Here is a 15,596-nt window from a genome sequence, read left to right on the forward strand (position 1 = left end):
AGCCGTAAGCACGTCCAGAACCTTGTGCAGGCGCGGGGCGGCGAGAAGGCTGGAGAAGACAGCTCGACATGTACAACAGCCCTGATCGGAGCACAGCGATGACCACCACGATCACCGAAATCGCGCCGGACATCTACCGACTGTCGACCTTCGTGGACGAAGCGAACCTCACGATGAACCAGTTTCTCGTCGACGGCGAGGAACCCTTGCTCTTCCACACCGGGCAGCGAGCGTTGTTCACCTCGGCTTCCGACGCACTCTCCACGCTGATCGACATCGACCGTCTGAAATGGATCACGTTCGGTCACGTCGAGGCCGACGAATGCGGGTCCATGAACTCCTGGCTTGCGGCGGCCCCCGAAGCGCAAGTTGCACACGGTGCGATGGGGTGCTTCGTCCAGGTCAACGATCTGGCCGATCGGGCGCCACTTCCCTTGCAGGACGGCGACGTACTCGAAACCGGCAGCCGCCGAGTCCGGCACATCGACACCCCACACGTCCCACACGGTTGGGACGCGGGCCTGATGTTCGAGGAGACGACGTCGACGCTGTTCTGCGGAGATCTGTTCACCGCGTTCGGGCACCACCCCGCGACCACCGAGCACGAAATCGTCGGTCCCGCTTTGGAAGCCGAGGACTTGGGCCACGCCACCTGCCTCACCCCGGATCTCGAACCCACGATCCGTGCCCTGGCCGACCTCGAGCCGCGGATTCTGGCGACCATGCATGCACCGACGTACTACGGCGATTGCGTCACCACTCTTCACGACCTTGCCGACTCGTACGCATCACGTTTCGCAGCCGAAACCGAAAAATGGAAGTCAGACTAGAGCTTGCGCCTTCGACGTGATTCGCGCCGCCACGGACAGCGCAACATGCTCGTGGAACGGCCGGGCCACCACTTGCACTCCGACCGGTAAACCGTTGCGGGAGAGTCCTACCGGAACCACGACCGACGGAAGGCCGAGCACACTGATCGCCCGGCAACTCGCGAGCGCGTCCATCCACGTGAGTTTGCGACCGCCCACCTCGAAGCTCTCCACACCGAGCGGCGGAGCGAGCACCGACGCAACCGGCAGGATCAGTGCGTCTCCCATCTCGCCGAGGAATTCGCTGATCAACACCGCGCGATCCGCCCACAGCGCTTCCACCTCGGCGGAACTGCGATCACGGCCTGCCGCAAGCATGGCGGTGATGTCCGCGTCGAAAGCGTGCGCTGAACCTGCTGCGAGAGAGTAGATGTCCGCGTGGGTCTCGACCGATCGCAACGCACCGAAAAGCGCGTTGGCCCGCGACAGGGCCAGACCGTCGTACTCGCTCGCGTCCAGGCTGATCGCCACCGTCCGAACCGCTGACCGGATTTCTTCGTCGACGGGAATCGTTCCCTCGCGGGTGGCCCAGCGGATGTCGAGGTCGTCGACGTCGACCGAATCAGGCTCGGTCCACGAGAAATGCGGCTTCGACAGGACGCGCAACGCAAGCGCCGCATCACCGAGGTTGCGGGCCAGTGGGCCGATGGTCTGGATCGTGCCGTGCATCGTCGCAGGGTTGGCGAGTACCCGTCCATCCGAAAGCACGCCTGGATACTGACCTTCCGGATCGACACGTCCGAGCGTCGGGCGAACCGAAGTGAGGCCGGTGCAGTGGGCGGGCCAACGCACCGAGCCACCAAAATCCGTACCGAGTCCGAGCACGCTCATCCCGGCAGCAACCGACGCGGACTCGCCGCCACTCGACCCGCCGGGGGACCGGACGACGCCGTCCGGTCGCACCGGACTGGCCGTGGTTCCGAACAGTTCGTTTCGAGTCAGGCCGCACGCGCCGAATTCCGGGGTGTTGGTCTTGCCGATCAGAATCGCACCGGCAGCCTTGAATGCCGCGACGGCCGGGGCGTCGACGGCCGGGACGTTGTCCGCCAGAGTGCGAGAACCGGCAGTGGTGCGCACGCCGGCAGTGGCGATCAGGTCCTTGACCGTGAACGGAACCCCGGCAAGGGGGCCGAGTGTCTCACCGAGAAGGCGTCGCTCGTCCAGGGCATCCGCGGCCGTGCGAGCCTCCTCGGCGCACACGGTGACCAGTGCGTTGAGTTCGTCATTGCATTCGTCGACCCGTGCGAGGTGGTCTTCGACGACGGTCCGCGCCGACGCCTGACCCGACCGCACGGCCTCGGCGATGGATCGGGCATCACGGCCCACCCAGCTCTCACGACTCATCGCACGCCTCTCCTTGCCAGTACCCTCTGCCGAGCCTAAGGACAGCGAGTGAACCGAGAAACGACCACAATGCACATACCGACGGCTCCGGCGATGTGAGGTTTTGCCACAACGTTGGCTGCCCCGGAGGGATCGGTCAGGTGGTGGTACCTACAAACCCTGCCTGATGAATGCTGCAAGCTTCTCGATCTGTTGCTCGTTTCGTTTGTAGTGCCTCCACTGGCCGATTCGTGTGGTGGTCACCAAATCCGCGGCCTGGAGTGCGGCCATGTACTGAGACGCAGTCGATTGCGACACCTTCGCCCTCGCTTGAATGTGCTTGAGGCACACTCCGACCTCCTCGGCAGGCTCGAGTTGAGGGGGAAAGCTCCCGGGGTCTTTCAACCACTGCAGGATTTGCACACGCATCGGGTTGGCCAGCGCCTTGAACGCCGTTTCCCACTCGGTTGTTGCGTCTTCCATGTTCGTGAGCATACCGCTAGATCGCGAAATGCCGATATGTGTGGTTCACTCCCTATATCGCAACATCGCGATATACCAATGGAAGGCTGAAATGGTGCAGCACGACAAAGTGGCACTCGTGGTCGGAGCCCGAGGCGTGATCGGTGGGAACTTGATCGATCACCTCGAGTCGACCGGAGAATGGAAGATCATCGGACTCTCGCGGCGAGGCGGTACGGACACCGACCGGGTCGAACACATCGCAGTCGACCTGCTCGATCCTTACCGGACTGCAGCGGCACTGAGCGGACTGGGCGACGTCACTCACGTCTTCTACGCCGCCTATCAAGACCGCCCGACATGGGCCGAGCTGGTTCCGCCCAACTTGGCGATGCTGGTCAACACTCTCGACGCCATCGAGCCCGTTGCGGGCGGACTCGAGCACGTCAGCCTGATGCAGGGCTACAAGGTTTACGGGGCACACCTCGGACCGTTCAAAACTCCGGCCCGCGAGAGCGATCCACCGCACATGCCACCCGAGTTCAACGTCGACCAACAGCAGTTCCTCGAACGCAGGCAGCTCGGCAAGTCGTGGACATGGTCGGCGATCAGACCCTCGGTCGTCTCCGGATTCGCACTGGGTAACCCGATGAACCTCGCGATGGTCATCGCCGTCTACGCGACCATCTCGAAGAAACTGGGTGTCCCACTCCGATTCCCCGGCAAACCCGGCGCGTACACCAGCTTGATCGAGATGACCGACGCCGGACTCCTGGCCGAAGCGACGGTCTGGGCCGCGACCAACCCCGAGTGCGCAAATCAGGCGTTCAACATCAACAACGGCGACCTGTTCCGCTGGCAGGAGATGTGGCCGAAGATCGCAGCCTTCTTCGACATGGACGTCGCACCTCCGCTCCCGATGTCCCTCGATGTCGCAATGGCGGACAAGGAGTCGGTGTGGGATGAACTCGTCGAGGAACACCACCTTGCTCGGACCCCGTATTCCGATGTCTCGTCCTGGGGGTTCGGTGACTTCGTATTCGGATGGGACTACGACTTTTTCGCTGACGGATCGAAAGCTCGTCGGTTCGGATTTCACCGCCACGTCGACACCGAAGCGATGTTCCTCGACATCTTCGCCAATCTGCAGGCTCGGAAGATAATCCCCTGACTGAAACACGGTCACCCGGATCCTACGAACACTGTCACTGTCGGACCCCACGACTAACGTCGTAGGCGGGGTTTGAAAAGCAGGGGTTTCGGCGAGTCGTCGGTAGGGCCCCATGCGCCCCCGGACCAGAGGAGCGACGATGTCGGACAATACTTTCGATCTGGAAATCCTGAGTGCCTGGACTACTTTCGAGACTCATCTCGCTCGCTACATCTCCGTGATGGAGGACGACGACACCCTCGTGGTGGAGTCGCACTACGACAGCATGGACGAACTGGCCGACGCGCCCGCGTGCATCCAGTTCTTCGCATGGAACCAGACCTCCGTGCGCTGTGAAGTTCCTTCCAACAGGTTTCTGCATCCACTGCGGATGCTCGAACCGGAAGACCATTCAGCGCTGCTCGACATGGGGTTCAACGCTCCCGATCTGTGCGAGCACGAACCCGAGGGCAATGGGTCCATGTCCTTCTACATCGACGTCGACCGCGCTCGTCCCGAGGAACTGGTGACAAAGGTGTTGCGCGTCTTCCGTGAAATGTGGAGCATTGCGCACCCGTCGTTCCTGCGTGCCAGCACCAGTGGGCGCGAGTCGACGCCGGCGTTCGCCACGACGCCGTCTCACGCTCCCTCGGGTTCGGGCGACATGCTGCGGATCCTGGTCGACGGGGCCGTCGAGCGCCTTCTCGGTCATCCGCCCAAGCGTGACGACGACGGCGACATCCCGCTGGTCCGCGGTGAGCAGGTCACCTATGTTCGTGTCCTCGAGGACGACGAGTACGTAGAGGTGTTCTCGCGGGTCGTGCATTCGGTGGAGAACCCCGAGAACGCTGCTGTAATTCTTGCTCAGCTCAATCGGCAATGGCCGACCATCAAGCTCATTCTCGTCGAGCAGAGTGTGCTGGGCGTGGTCCGCGTGGACGGCGCACCCTTCGTCGCCGAGCACCTGCTGCGGGCTCTGCGCTCGTTCGCCGAACTGGCCGAAGCATCCGACGAACTCGCCGAAGAACTGGGCGGGCAACCCATCCGCGCAACCGGAGACACCGCCTTCAACGACGGCATGGCCTCCGAGCACGAAGATCCCGGTGCCGAATACGAGTCACACGAGTGCCACGAATTTCCTCCGGCTCTCATGGCGCTCCTCGAACTCGACGCAGACGGAACGGGCGAGCTCAGCGCCGAAGAGGTTGCCGTGATCTGTGAGCACGACCGCGACACCATTCTCGACTACCTGCGGATCAGCCAGGAGCAGGAGACTGCCTGGCACGAGGCGTTGACCGAGTCCATCCGCCGCAAGGACGACGACACCGACCTGTGTGCGGGCGAGAAGCGCGCGTGGACGCACGCGATCCGCAACCTCAGGCGCGGACTGCGCGTCGTCGTACTGCCCGCCAAGGATGCAGCGCCCACCCAACTCGGTCTCTTCGACGATCAGGCCTGAGAACCGGAAATCGGGCGCTGCTTGTCAGCCCGGTAGTGGGATGACGATGCCCGGCAGGATCTCGATCTGACGCGGCAACTGGGGGAGCGGCGGTACTTCGATCGGCGGTAGGCCGGGCACCTCGATGGGCGCCGGGGGAGCGACCGCGCCCGTCGTGGGCGTGCCCGTCCCGTCCCCCGAGGTCACGCCGGAGTTCGCGGGAACGCCGGCCTGCCCGCCGATGGGGTCCGGCCACGGGAAGCTCTCCCAGTCGGATCCCTTCAGCGCGCCGTCCATCGTGCTCTTCCAGATGTCCGCAGGCACTCCGGAGCCGTAGATCAAACCACCGTAGGAGTTGGTGATGGCCTGAGCGTCGGAAGTTCCGATCCACACCGCGGTGGACAGCGACGGCGTGTAACCGACCATCCACGCATCCTTGTTCTGGCCCGTGTCACCCAACTGCGCGGTACCGGTCTTGGCTGCAGACGGGCGTCCACCGGCAAGCGCGTGACCGTTCGAGTACGACGCGATCGGGAGCATTGCCTGCGTGACGTTGTCCGCAACGGCAGCATCGAGACGACGCTCACCGGGAGAGACCGGGCGATCGAGCAGGACTTCACCTTCGGCCGTCACGACCTTCTGGATGAAGTGCGGCTGCTGGTACACACCGGAATTGGCGAGCGTCGCGTAAGCGGACGCCATGTCGATAACGCGAGACTGATACTGGCCGAGCACGATTCCGTTCTCCGGCGGACCACCCTCCTGTGTGAGCGTCGGGTAGTCGAGTCCGGGAATGTGCTCGGGGATGCCGGCCAGGTGGGCGGCGTCGGCGATCTTCTGGGGACCGTTCTCCATCGAGAGCATCAACCGGTAGAAGCTGGTGTTCAGCGAACGCTTGAGTGCCTCGGCGATGGTGCATCGACCACAGGATTCGCCGCCGACGTTTCCGATGGTCACGCCGTTGATCGTGAGCGGTGAACTGTCGAACCGTGCGGACAGCGGAATGTCTTCCATCAATGCTGCGACCAGACCGAAGACCTTGAACGCGGAACCGGTCTGCAGCGGCGCCTGGGCGTAGTCGAAGCCTGCTCCGTCGTCACCGCCGTAATAGGCGTCGACGCCACCGGTCTTGGGGTCGATGGACACTACTGCGGTCCGCAGGTCTTCCGGCTCGCCCTCGAGATTCCGCCTGACGGCGTTCAGCGCAGCTTCCTGCGCAACCGGGTCGATGGTCGTCGTGATCTGCAGACCAGCGGTGTTCAGCGTCTGATCGCTGATACCGGCCTCGGCCAGTTCCTTGAGTACCTGGGTCTTGATGTGGCCTTCGGGTCCTGGCGCCTGGTTCAGATCGGTCGGCCGATTGGCGGGGGCGACGGCCGGGAACTGCATCGCGTCGCGATCCGTCTTGGTCAGGCTGCCCAGTTCCACCATGCCGTTGAGAACGTAGTCCCAGCGCGCTTGCAGCGCGGACAGATTGGTCTCGGGGTCCAAGAACGACGGGCTCTGGATGACGGACGCGAGAACTGCGCCTTCCTCGACGCTCAGCTCACTGACCGGCTTGTCGAAGTACGCGTTCGACGCGGCGGCGATGCCGTACGCACCGCGACCGAAGTAGATGGTGTTGAGATACGCGGCAAGAATGTCGTCCTTGGACCATTCGCGCGCCATCTTGGCGGAGATGACGAGCTCACGCAGCTTCCTGTCGATACTGCGCTTGTCACCGACCAAGACGTTCTTCACGTATTGCTGAGTGATCGTCGAGCCACCGCCGGCGCTTTCCTTGCCCATCACGTTGTCGCGGGCAGCGCGAGCAAATCCGGAGATCGAGAATCCGGGGTTGGTGTAGAAGTTACGATCCTCCGCCGAGAGCACCGAATCGCGGACGTGAATCGGGATGGCCGACAACGCGACCTCGGTGCGGTTTCCCTCCGCCGGCACTACCTTGCCGAGCACGGTCGTGCCGTCGGCCATGTAGATGGTGGACACCTGATTGGTCTGCATGTCAGAGGGGCGCGGGACGTCGGTCCGGCTGTACGCGACAGCAAAAACCGACGCGGGCACGATGACCATCAGGAGCACGAGCACGTAGATGGTCCGCCGGACGTACCGCCACTTCGAGCGCTGCTTTTTCGCGGGCTTGGCCGACTTGTTCGACCGGGGCGAATTAGCCGACTTGCCCGATCGAGCCGACGACTGATCGCCACCCGTCGCACTCGATCTGTTAGATGGACTCACTCAACACTCCCGGTCGTGGATCCGGACTTACCGGCACCATTCCACCAGGGTGATATCTCGATCAGATAACTCCCGGCAACTGCGATACCGAAATGTCACCCTACCGGGCTGGCTACTCGCGACGTTCTGCTCGGACCGCGTTCCGATATCCGCGGAACGCCAGCCCGAGAGCGACGACGCAACCGAGCAGCACCAAAGACGGCGTCACGCCGGGATCGCCCTTGACGATCGCGACCACAGCGCCGATCAACGCCATGAGGGCGAAGACCGAGATGAAGCCGGCAATCAGCTCCATACGCTGGGCGCGCGAAGCCCGCCTCATCGAAACCGTGCGCAAGCGCGCATCACGACTTGACGCCGCCTGCGGTCAGACCGGCGATGATGCGTCGCTGGAAGATGAGAACCATGATGACCAGCGGGACCATCACGAGGGTTCCGCCGGCCATGATCGAGGTGTACGGCGTGACGAATGGGTCCGTTCCGGAGAACTTGGCCATCGCCACCGTGACGGGCGCGGTCTTGTCACTCGAGAGTTGGAGCGAGAGCAGATACTCGTTGACAGTTGCGATGAAGGCCAGAATCGCGGTGGTGAACAGCGCCGGCGCGGCGAGCGGCAGCATGATCAGGCGGAAGGCCTGGCCACGGGTTGCGCCGTCGATACGCGCCGCCTCCTCGAGCTCCCACGGAAGTTCGGAGAAGAACGACGTCAGCGTGTAGACCGTCAGCGGCAGCACGAACGAGATGTTCGGGATGATCAACGCTTTGTAGCTGCCGATCCAGCCGATGTCGGTGAACAGCTGGAACAGCGGAGTCACGAGGGCGACGACCGGAAACATGGACGCGCCGAGGATGATTCCGGTGACGAAGTATTTGCCACGGAAATCGAAACGCGAGAGCGCGTACGCCGTGAACACGCCGATGACCAAGGCGATCAGCGTGGTCGCGCCAGCGATGATGAGGCTGTTCATCAGTGCACGGGTGAAGTTCACCTTGGCGTCGGGATCGAGCGCCGCGGTGAAGTTGGAGAGCGTGAGATTGGTGGGCCACAGCGACGTCGAGAACGTGTCCGCCGGGTCGCGCAGCGCCGTCACGATCATCCAGTAGCAGGGAGCGAGTCCCCACACGATGATCAGTACGACGCCGATGTAGGTGCCGATCTTGCCGCGTAGTGCCTTGTTCATACCGGCTCCCCCTTCCGCTGCTTTTCCTGCGTGCTGACCGCATTGGCTCCGAGGAATCGGACCAGGATGAAGGCCACAGCGAAGATGATGAGGAACGTGATGGTGGACAGTGCCGACGCCGAATTGGCGCCGACGCGCATCTGATCGACCACCAGAACCGAGATGGTCGAGGTGGCCGGGTTGGATCCCATCATGATCGCGGGCAGGTCGTACATCCGCAGAGCGTCCATCGTGCGGAAGAGCACCGCCACCATGAGTGCGGGCTTGACCAGCGGAAGCGTGATCATGCGGAACCGCTGCCACGCCGTCGCACCGTCGACCTTGGCGGCCTCGTAGACGTCGGCTGGAATCATCTGAAGACCCGCGAGGATCAGCAACGCCATGAACGGCGCGGTCTTCCAGACGTCGGCGACGACGATCGCGAATCGCGCCGGCCAGGGGTCCGCCGTCCACAGGATGTTGGTGCCGAGGATCTTGTTGGCAATGCCGTCGTTGGCGAAGATGAAGAACCAGAGCTTCGCGGTGACGGCGGTGGGGATGGCCCAGGGAATCAGCACGGAAGCGCGGAGCAAACCGCGTCCGCGGAACGTCTTGGCCATGATCAACGCCATCGACAGACCGATCACCGTCTCGAGCAGGACGGTGACGACGGTGAAGCCGAACGTATTTCCGATCGACTGCCAGAACTGCGATCCGAGTGTGCCGGGCGGGCACGGAATCGAGCCGTTGGCGGTGTTGCAGGACTGGGTGATCCAGTTCTTGTAGTTGTCGAACCACGTGAACTGACCGGTGACGAACATGCCGGTCTCGGGATCGAGCTTCTTGCCGTCGCTGTGCATCGACATCCAGATCGCTCGTCCGAGCGGATACAGAATGATGACGGCGAGAACGATCAGCGACGGTGCGACGAACGCCCACACCGGAACTCGTCGACGCTTCTTCGGCTTGTCGGCCGACGCAGGCGGGGGCGAGGTCGGCGGGGGTGGAGTAGCTGCAAGGTCAGGCAGAACCTTGGTCAGGGATGTCCCTGCTGCCTCGGATGCCGACGGCTCTTCTAGCGGTTCCGGTGCACGGTGTCTCCCACCAACGCCCGAACGGTCGGGACCGGTTGAACCGGCCCCGACCGTGGGGTTGGTAGGCACAGCCGCGGAAGGATCCTGCGGTTCTGCCATTGCTTATTGCTCCTGGTAGATCAGTTACCGGCGGTTTCGATGCCGGCCTTGGTGTCCGCCAAGGCCTGCTCGACGGTCTTCTCGCCGCGAATAGCAGCGTAGGTGTTGTCGGAGATCGACTTCGACACCTGCGTGTAGTACGGCGTGACGGGGCGCGGCTGAGCGGTGGCGAGTGCTTCCTTCAGGGTCGCGAAGTACGGGAACTGAGCGAGCACTGCCGGATCGTCGTAGACAGCCGAGAGGACGGGTGCGCCGCCGACCTCGGTGAAGTACGTCTGCGACTTCTTGGTCTGCATGAACTCGAGGAAGTCACGAGCCGTGGCGGGTGCGTCCGAGTACGCGCTGATGCCGACGTTGTAGCCGCCGACGGTCGAAGCGCCCGGTCCGTCGACACCCGGAAGAACGGTGTAGCCGTACTTGCCGGCAACCGAGGTCTTCTCACCGTCGACCGAGAAGCCGGACCACGTGCGCATGAAGAGTGCCTTGCCGTCGCCGAACGCGGTCTGCGACTCGCCCTCGGAGTAGGTCAGCGCTTCCTGCGGGATCGTGTTGTCGGCGAAGTTGTCGACGATCGACTGAACGCCTGCCTTCGTCTTGTCGTCGATGGCCGGGGTGAGTCCGTCCGGGCCGACCCACGGGCCGTCGAAGGCGTTGGTGATCTCGGTGGTGTTGACCGTCAGGCCCTCGTAGTTCTTGAACTGACCGATGTAGCAGGAGATGCCGGCTTCGACAGCCTTCGGGCAGTTTTCCTTGAGCTCGGCCCACGTGGTGGGGGCCTTCTCGACGAGGTCCTTGCGGTAGTACAGGAACGCTGCGTTGGTGTTCTTCGGCGCTGCGTAGAGCTTGCCGTTGTAGGTGCCCGAAGCGACGGTCGACGGCAGGAGGCCGGACTCGTCGATCGCGAGGTCACCCTCGAGCGGCAGCAGCCAACCGTTTGCGGCGAACTGGGCGGTGTTGACGACGTCGACGCCGATGAGGTCGTACTCGTCGCTCTTGGCCTGCATGCGCTGGGTGATGTCGTCGACCTGCGCGTTGGCTTCCTTCGCCAGCGGCTTGAGCGTGACCTTCTCGTCCGGATGCTCGGCATTCCAGTCGGAGATGATGTTTTCGAGCGCCTCGTTCAGGGCATCCTGCCCCTCGACGATCGTGATGGGTCCGCGGCCTTCGCTCGAGGACGATCCCCCGGATGCGGCCGTGGTGCTGGTTCCGCTGTCCTTGTCCGAATCGGACGAACAGCCTGCCAGTACCAGCATGGACGCTGCCGTGGCTGCAATTGCAGCGCGGCGCATCGCCTTCGAGTTCAGAACCATGGATTCGCTCCCCGTATGTGTATGACAAATAGACGGTCACCGAGAGCCTGCTCACGGCATGCGCCATGAGTGCCGGCTCCCGGCATCGGCCCCTACTGTGGCACGAGACACCCCTACTTGTGGGTATTACGCCGAACCTGAATCGGTCATGTGTCGTTTGACAGGTCCACCTAACCCAGGCGACGCCCGTCGGTGGTGGCAAAAATGTGCACCTTCTCGGGGTCGACGCGCAGGTTGACGCGCTCGCCCTTCTGCGGCGGATTGCGCCAGTCACCACGCGAGACGATCTGCTGCAACCGTCCGCCGATCGTGGTCCGGCCGTAGACGTAGGCGTCCGAGCCCAGTTCCTCGACGACGTCGACCTCCATCGGCAGGCCTTCGGCGGCGATCTCGAGGTGCTCGGGGCGAATACCCAGAACAACCTCGGTTTCGACGACGCCGTTCATCGTCTCGCGCGGAACCGGAACGATCCCGTCACCGAATGCGACGCCGCCGTCGACGACGGGGAGGGTGAAGAGGTTCATCGCGGGTGAACCCATGAAGCCGGCGACGAAAACGTTCTTCGGCTTGTTGTACAGCTCGCGCGGCGAGGCGCACTGCTGCAGGATTCCCTTTTCGAGGACGGCGACGCGGTCACCCATCGTCATGGCCTCGACCTGGTCGTGGGTCACGTAAACCATCGTCGTCGCGAGGCGTCGTTGCAGCTGAGCGATCTGCGTACGTGTCTGCACACGGAGTTTCGCGTCGAGGTTCGAGAGCGGCTCGTCCATCAGGAAGACCTGCGGCTGGCGGACGATGGCGCGGCCCATCGCCACTCGCTGACGCTGGCCACCGGACAGCGCTTTGGGCTTGCGATCGAGGTACGGCTCGAGATCGAGCATCTTCGCGACCTCTTCGACGCGGGCGCGGATCTCCGTCTTGTTGGTTCCGGCGAGCTTGAGCGCAAAACCCATGTTCTCGGCCACCGACATGTGCGGGTACAGCGCGTAGTTCTGGAAGACCATCGCGATGTCGCGCTCTTTCGGCTCCTGACCGGTGACGTCGCGGTCGCCGATGAGGATGCGTCCACTGTGGACGTCTTCGAGCCCGGCGAGCATGCGCAGGGTGGTCGACTTTCCGCAGCCGGAGGGTCCGACGAGGACGAGGAACTCGCCGTCCTCGATCTCGAGGTCGAGCTTGTCCACTGCCGGAGTGTTCGATCCGGGGAACAGGCAGGTGGTGCTCTCGAAAGTCACTGAAGCCATGACGGGGTTGATCCCTTCTACCGGCAGGAACGTGCCGGACGATCCAAGTCGAGGGTGAGCGTGTGCGCTAGCAGCATAAACGTCCGTGTCGGCGCGCGAGCGTAGTCTTTCACGGTGAGTTCGGAGAAGATGCTGACCCGCATCGGTGCGCTGCTTCGCCAAGCGGAGTCCACCGACAATCCACACGAAGGTGAAGCCTTCATGGCTGCCGCTCAGCGGTTGGCCACCAGTTCCGCGATCGACCTGGCGGTCGCGCGTGCGCACACCGCGTCTTCGGAAAAGCGTGCGACGCCCACTCAACGGCTCATCACCATCGGCGAACCGGGCAAGCGCGGACTGCGAACGTACGCCCAGTTGTTCATCGCCATCGCCGCTGCCAACGACGTGCAATGCGACATCGCGCAGACGTCGGCCGTCATCTACGCCTACGGCTTCGCCGGCGACATCGACGTGTGCGAGGCCCTGTATTCGAGCCTGCTCTTCCAGATGGTGCGCGACTCCGACGCGTACGTGCGTTCCGGGGCGTACCGAGGCGAAACGTCCGTGCGGACCGTCGTCGAAACTCGTGGACGACGACGCGTCAGCACGCAGGTCCGCAAGCCGGTGGCCGGAGTGACGGCACGCCTGAACTTCCAGATGGCGTACGCGTCCCGCATCGGCGCTCGGCTGGCCGAGACGAAGCAGGAGACGGAGAAGACCGCGATCGCAGAATCTGCCACGTCGTCTTCCGAAACCGCACTCGTGCTGCGTAACAAGGAAATCGAGCTGAAGGACTACTACTCGTCCAACTCCAAAGCGCGTGGGACGTGGCGGGGCGGCGGCCGCGCAAGCGCCGGGCATTCCTCGCATGCTCGACGAGCGGGTGATCGGGCTGCGCGCTCCGCACGTCTGGGGAACCTTCCGGAGATCGGCGGGGTGCGCGGGCAGCTGGACTCGTGAGGGATACGCAGCGGAGCGCCGTCTACGAGGCAGAGACCTTGGTGCGCACCATGTTCGATCGCGCCGACCAGCGTGGACTTCGGAGCGTCGAGGTCATGGGTTCCACCATCACCTTGCCGGTCGAGCGCAAATTCGGTTCCGTGGAGTCGGTCCAGGCGTACTGCGATCAGCTACTCGGGCTGAATTGGGTACGGGAGACCTGGACTCGCGCAACCATTCCGGTGTCCGTACGGTCCCGCGGCGGCAATGCCGCCGCTCACTACTCGAACGACGTCATCGCCGTCCCGGACGACCGTGACGGCCGGTGGGCGCTACGCGAATTCGTTGTCTTGCACGAACTTGCGCACCACCTCGGCGACCCCGCCTCCGACGAGGCTTCCCACGGGCCCGAGTTCGTCGACCGCTACACGAGCCTTGTCGGCGAGATCATCGGGCCCGAGGCGGCCTTCGTTCTTCGAGCGATGTTCCTTGCCGGTGGTGTTCGAACGGACTAGATGTCAGCCCTCGGCGAACCCGGTGGTGTCCGTACCGGTCGGCTGGAATACTCGGCCTATGGATGCGCCGCGCAGACTGGTCCTGGTCAAGGGTGAGTCGGAACTCCCCGATCCGACTGTTGCCGTGCGCAAAACCCCACTGATTCGTGAAGCCTACGGACGAGTGCTGCGGGAGGTTCGACGCGATCAGGACCGAACTCTCGACGATGTAGCCGCAAAGGTCGGGATGTCGAAGCAATACCTCTCCGAGATCGAACGGGGCAAGAAGGAACCGTCGTCGGAAATTCTGCGCGCAATCTGCGAAGCGCTCGGGATGCCGCTCGAGCACCTGCTGTTCCGAGCGGGCAACCGGATCGTTGCGCTCAACTCCCTCACCTTCGGGCACTCTCCCGCACCGATCTCGGGTCCCGTCCTGATGGCGGCCTAGTCAGTTCCCTTCGATGAGGGTGTCAGCCAGTCCGTAGGAGATAGCGTCGTTGGCGGTGAAGATCCTGTCGCGATCGGTGTCCTTACGGAGCCGCTCGACGCTCTGACCGGTGTGCTTACTCAGAATCGCCTCGGTCTGCTCCCGGATTCTCAGGATCTCGGCTGCTTGAAGCGCGAGGTCCGAGATGGTGCCGCTACCTTGCGTCGACGGTTGGTGCAGCAGCACCCGCGAATGGGCAAGAACATGCCGATGGCCTGGAGTGCCGGCGGCCAGAAGCACTGCAGCAGCCGAAGCCGCTTGACCCATGCAGTACGTGGAAATCGTCGGTTTCAAGAACTGCATGGTGTCGTAGATCGCGAGCATCGCCGTGGTGGAACCGCCGGGAGAGTTGATGTACAAACCGATTTCGCGATCCGGGTTGTCGGCTTGCAGATGCAGCATCTGAGCCATCACGACGTTGGCGACGCCGTCGTCGATCTCTGTGCCGAGAAAGACGATGCGCTCGTTGAGCAGCCTGCTGAAGATGTCGAAAGATCGCTCACCCGTTGGTGTTCGCTCGATGACACTGGGAATCGTGTACTGGGACATGACGTCACAATCCGATCTTGGGGAAGGTGGCTTGCGGTGCTATCTCGGCGAAGGACGTCACGACGCGGTCGACGATTCCGTACTCGCGCGCCTGCTCGGCGGTGAACCAGCGATCCCGATCGCTGTCGGTCTCGATCTCTTCGACGGTCCGGCCCGTTTCGGCGGCGAGGATTTCCTGCGATTGACGCTTCATCAGCTCGAGGCTCTCGGCCTGGATCGCAATGTCCACCGCAGTGCCACCGATACCCGCCGAAGGTTGGTGCATCATGATGCGGCTGTGCGCCAGGCTGATTCGCTTGCCGTGGGTCCCGGAGCAGAGGAGCACCTGGCCCATGCTGGCCGCGAAGCCCATCGCGACCGTCACGACGTCATTGGGGATGAGCTTCATGGTGTCGTAGATGGCCAGACCGGCAAACACCGATCCGCCAGGTGAATTGATGTAAAGCACGACGTCGCGCTTGGGGTCGGTGGTGGCGAGGAGCACCAGTTCCGAACACACACGTTCGGCCATGGCGTCGTTGACCTCGCCGGTGAGCAGAATGGTTCGCTGTCGGAAGAGCCTGTCTGTCAACAGGTCACGGTAGCCGGTATCGGTGGGCGCTTCAGTAGTCATGAATCCATTCCTACCGGCGCGGCAGTGCCGCGGCCCCGCCTGTCTGCTGTGGGCAGACCACCCCTGTTTTTACCCGCCCCCCTGTTTGACTGCCGCCTTTTTTGCCTGCCCCCCCTTTCTGAGCGAACGGCACGTTCAGTCGATCTAAGGC

Annotated in this window: 16 protein-coding genes; 6 read left to right on the forward strand and 10 right to left on the reverse strand. The window is 63.3% G+C overall.

What is annotated here, in order from left to right; all coding sequences use genetic code 11:
* Positions 1 to 98: 98 nt before the first annotated feature.
* A complete protein-coding gene (locus BH682_RS29015; RefSeq protein ID WP_064689030.1) occupies positions 99 to 830 on the forward strand; it encodes a hypothetical protein in 732 nt (243 codons plus the stop codon).
* Here BH682_RS29015 and BH682_RS29020 read toward each other — a convergent pair.
* Entirely contained in the window at positions 822 to 2,213 is a 1,392-nt protein-coding gene (locus BH682_RS29020) for an amidase (RefSeq protein ID WP_075835007.1), read from the reverse strand. The two genes, BH682_RS29015 and BH682_RS29020, sit on opposite strands and share 9 nt — an antisense overlap.
* A 150-nt stretch (positions 2,214 to 2,363) precedes the next feature.
* The gene (locus BH682_RS29025) at positions 2,364 to 2,675 is read right to left on the reverse strand and encodes an ArsR/SmtB family transcription factor (protein WP_007735219.1); all 312 of its coding nucleotides are present in this window, start codon (positions 2,673 to 2,675) and stop codon (positions 2,364 to 2,366) included.
* Between the two features lie 91 nt (positions 2,676 to 2,766).
* Between BH682_RS29025 and BH682_RS29030 the strand changes: the two genes are divergently transcribed.
* Both BH682_RS29030 and BH682_RS29035 read left to right on the forward strand, forming a co-directional pair.
* Entirely contained in the window at positions 2,767 to 3,825 is a 1,059-nt protein-coding gene (locus BH682_RS29030; protein WP_007735220.1) for an SDR family oxidoreductase, read from the forward strand.
* A gap of 139 nt (positions 3,826 to 3,964) precedes the next feature.
* On the forward strand, positions 3,965 to 5,263 hold the full coding sequence (locus BH682_RS29035) for a T3SS (YopN, CesT) and YbjN peptide-binding chaperone 1 (protein ID WP_075835554.1): 1,299 nt from the start codon (positions 3,965 to 3,967) through the stop codon (positions 5,261 to 5,263).
* A 24-nt stretch (positions 5,264 to 5,287) separates the two neighbouring features.
* Here BH682_RS29035 and BH682_RS29040 read toward each other — a convergent pair whose 3' ends face one another.
* From BH682_RS29040 to BH682_RS29065, 6 genes are all read right to left on the reverse strand, one after another.
* Positions 5,288 to 7,477 (reverse strand): transglycosylase domain-containing protein, encoded by a 2,190-nt coding sequence (locus BH682_RS29040; protein ID WP_075835009.1) that lies wholly within the window; start codon positions 7,475 to 7,477, stop codon positions 5,288 to 5,290.
* Positions 7,478 to 7,589: 112 nt separating this feature from the next.
* The gene (locus BH682_RS29045; protein ID WP_075835011.1) at positions 7,590 to 7,799 is read right to left on the reverse strand and encodes a hypothetical protein; all 210 of its coding nucleotides are present in this window, start codon (positions 7,797 to 7,799) and stop codon (positions 7,590 to 7,592) included.
* A gap of 22 nt (positions 7,800 to 7,821) precedes the next feature.
* Positions 7,822 to 8,658, reverse strand: a complete 837-nt coding sequence (locus tag BH682_RS29050) for a carbohydrate ABC transporter permease (RefSeq protein ID WP_003946046.1) — start codon at positions 8,656 to 8,658, stop codon at positions 7,822 to 7,824.
* The gene (locus tag BH682_RS29055; protein WP_007735224.1) at positions 8,655 to 9,830 is read right to left on the reverse strand and encodes a carbohydrate ABC transporter permease; all 1,176 of its coding nucleotides are present in this window, start codon (positions 9,828 to 9,830) and stop codon (positions 8,655 to 8,657) included. Before BH682_RS29055 ends, BH682_RS29050 begins: the two co-directional genes overlap by 4 nt.
* A gap of 20 nt (positions 9,831 to 9,850) precedes the next feature.
* Positions 9,851 to 11,140, reverse strand: coding sequence for an ABC transporter substrate-binding protein (locus BH682_RS29060; protein ID WP_007735225.1), 1,290 nt, complete (start codon positions 11,138 to 11,140; stop codon positions 9,851 to 9,853).
* A gap of 170 nt (positions 11,141 to 11,310) precedes the next feature.
* On the reverse strand, positions 11,311 to 12,384 hold the full coding sequence (locus BH682_RS29065) for an ABC transporter ATP-binding protein (protein WP_003946073.1): 1,074 nt from the start codon (positions 12,382 to 12,384) through the stop codon (positions 11,311 to 11,313).
* A gap of 114 nt (positions 12,385 to 12,498) precedes the next feature.
* Here BH682_RS29065 and BH682_RS29070 point away from each other — a divergent pair, with 114 nt between their 5' ends.
* From BH682_RS29070 to BH682_RS29080, 3 genes are read left to right on the forward strand one after another with little or no spacing between them, the layout of a single operon-like run.
* Positions 12,499 to 13,323 carry a DUF2786 domain-containing protein gene (locus BH682_RS29070; protein WP_030537724.1) on the forward strand — a complete coding sequence of 275 codons (825 nt, stop codon included), beginning with the start codon at positions 12,499 to 12,501 and terminating at the stop codon, positions 13,321 to 13,323.
* Complete coding sequence (locus tag BH682_RS29075) at positions 13,320 to 13,817, forward strand: TIGR04338 family metallohydrolase (protein ID WP_042450620.1); 498 nt, start codon at positions 13,320 to 13,322, stop codon at positions 13,815 to 13,817. The genes BH682_RS29070 and BH682_RS29075 overlap by 4 nt, the downstream gene beginning before the upstream one ends.
* 58 nt (positions 13,818 to 13,875) lie before the next feature.
* On the forward strand, positions 13,876 to 14,244 hold the full coding sequence (locus tag BH682_RS29080) for a helix-turn-helix domain-containing protein (RefSeq protein ID WP_030537639.1): 369 nt from the start codon (positions 13,876 to 13,878) through the stop codon (positions 14,242 to 14,244).
* Here BH682_RS29080 and BH682_RS29085 read toward each other — a convergent pair whose 3' ends face one another.
* Positions 14,245 to 14,832: an ATP-dependent Clp protease proteolytic subunit gene (locus tag BH682_RS29085; protein WP_075835013.1), complete on the reverse strand. Its 588-nt coding sequence runs from the start codon at positions 14,830 to 14,832 to the stop codon at positions 14,245 to 14,247.
* A gap of 4 nt (positions 14,833 to 14,836) precedes the next feature.
* Positions 14,837 to 15,445 (reverse strand): ClpP family protease, encoded by a 609-nt coding sequence (locus BH682_RS29090; RefSeq protein WP_007735229.1) that lies wholly within the window; start codon positions 15,443 to 15,445, stop codon positions 14,837 to 14,839.
* Positions 15,446 to 15,596: the final 151 nt, after the last annotated feature.

The organism is Rhodococcus sp. YL-1, from assembly GCF_001942025.1.
Taxonomy (GTDB): Bacteria; Actinomycetota; Actinomycetes; order Mycobacteriales; family Mycobacteriaceae; genus Rhodococcus_F; species Rhodococcus_F qingshengii.

Bases quoted from the DNA above. Each gene is read 5' to 3' on its own strand.
- BH682_RS29035 (WP_075835554.1), top strand. From the start codon at position 3,965: ATGTCGGACAATACTTTCGATCTGGAAATCCTGAGTGCCTGGACTACT.
- BH682_RS29020 (WP_075835007.1), bottom strand. From the start codon at position 2,213: ATGAGTCGTGAGAGCTGGGTGGGCCGTGATGCCCGATCCATCGCCGAG.
- BH682_RS29055 (WP_007735224.1), bottom strand. From the start codon at position 9,830: ATGGCAGAACCGCAGGATCCTTCCGCGGCTGTGCCTACCAACCCCACG.
- BH682_RS29065 (WP_003946073.1), bottom strand. From the start codon at position 12,384: ATGGCTTCAGTGACTTTCGAGAGCACCACCTGCCTGTTCCCCGGATCG.
- BH682_RS29025 (WP_007735219.1), bottom strand. From the start codon at position 2,675: ATGGAAGACGCAACAACCGAGTGGGAAACGGCGTTCAAGGCGCTGGCC.
- BH682_RS29060 (WP_007735225.1), bottom strand. From the start codon at position 11,140: ATGGTTCTGAACTCGAAGGCGATGCGCCGCGCTGCAATTGCAGCCACG.
- BH682_RS29030 (WP_007735220.1), top strand. From the start codon at position 2,767: ATGGTGCAGCACGACAAAGTGGCACTCGTGGTCGGAGCCCGAGGCGTG.
- BH682_RS29080 (WP_030537639.1), top strand. From the start codon at position 13,876: ATGGATGCGCCGCGCAGACTGGTCCTGGTCAAGGGTGAGTCGGAACTC.
- BH682_RS29050 (WP_003946046.1), bottom strand. From the start codon at position 8,658: ATGAACAAGGCACTACGCGGCAAGATCGGCACCTACATCGGCGTCGTA.
- BH682_RS29045 (WP_075835011.1), bottom strand. From the start codon at position 7,799: ATGAGGCGGGCTTCGCGCGCCCAGCGTATGGAGCTGATTGCCGGCTTC.
- BH682_RS29015 (WP_064689030.1), top strand. From the start codon at position 99: ATGACCACCACGATCACCGAAATCGCGCCGGACATCTACCGACTGTCG.
- BH682_RS29090 (WP_007735229.1), bottom strand. From the start codon at position 15,445: ATGACTACTGAAGCGCCCACCGATACCGGCTACCGTGACCTGTTGACA.
- BH682_RS29085 (WP_075835013.1), bottom strand. From the start codon at position 14,832: ATGTCCCAGTACACGATTCCCAGTGTCATCGAGCGAACACCAACGGGT.